Raw genomic sequence first — 528 nt, 5'->3', positions numbered from 1 at the left:
CCCTAGGACGTGTCCTCAAAGTTGGAGATTCGACCTGGTTTGATCTTGGGTTGTGGTGCGTGGGCACGAGTTGACTGGTGAGCAGTGGCAGGTGATCGAGCCATTGCTGCCGGCGTCGGGGACGAAGGGACGTCCGCGGGTCGATGACCGCCGGGTGATCAATGGGATGTTGTTCAAGGCCAAGACCGGGGTGGCTTGGCGTGACTTGCCGGAGCGGTGTGGGCCGTGGAAGACGGTCTACAACCGGTTCTGGCGCTGGTCACGCACCGGCACTCTGTCCGCGTTGGTGGCACGGGTTCGTGTGATCGCCGAGGCGATCGACGAACTCGACCGCGAAGTCTCGGTCGATTCCAGCATCGTGCGGGCGCATCAGCACGCTGCCGGCGCCCGCCGCATGACCGCGTCCCACACAGGGGGAAGCGCACTCGTGCGGCGGGCACAGCGAACCACATGATCATGCCATCGCCGGTCCCGCGGCGGACCAACCACCAAGATCCACCTCGCCTGCGACGGCCACGGACGGCCCTT

The 528-nt window shown here is 65.5% G+C and carries 1 protein-coding gene; it reads left to right on the top strand.

Going from position 1 to position 528, the window contains the following annotated elements; all coding sequences use genetic code 11:
* The first annotated feature begins 52 nt into the window (after positions 1-52).
* Complete coding sequence (locus L2C96_RS44230; RefSeq protein WP_372491331.1) at positions 53-454, top strand: IS5 family transposase; 402 nt, start codon at positions 53-55, stop codon at positions 452-454.
* The last annotated feature ends 74 nt before the right edge of the window (positions 455-528 follow it).

This window comes from Amycolatopsis tucumanensis, from assembly GCF_021654135.1.
Classification (GTDB): Bacteria; Actinomycetota; Actinomycetes; order Mycobacteriales; family Pseudonocardiaceae; genus Amycolatopsis_E; species Amycolatopsis_E tucumanensis.
This window is presented reverse-complemented; position numbering and strand designations above follow the sequence as displayed.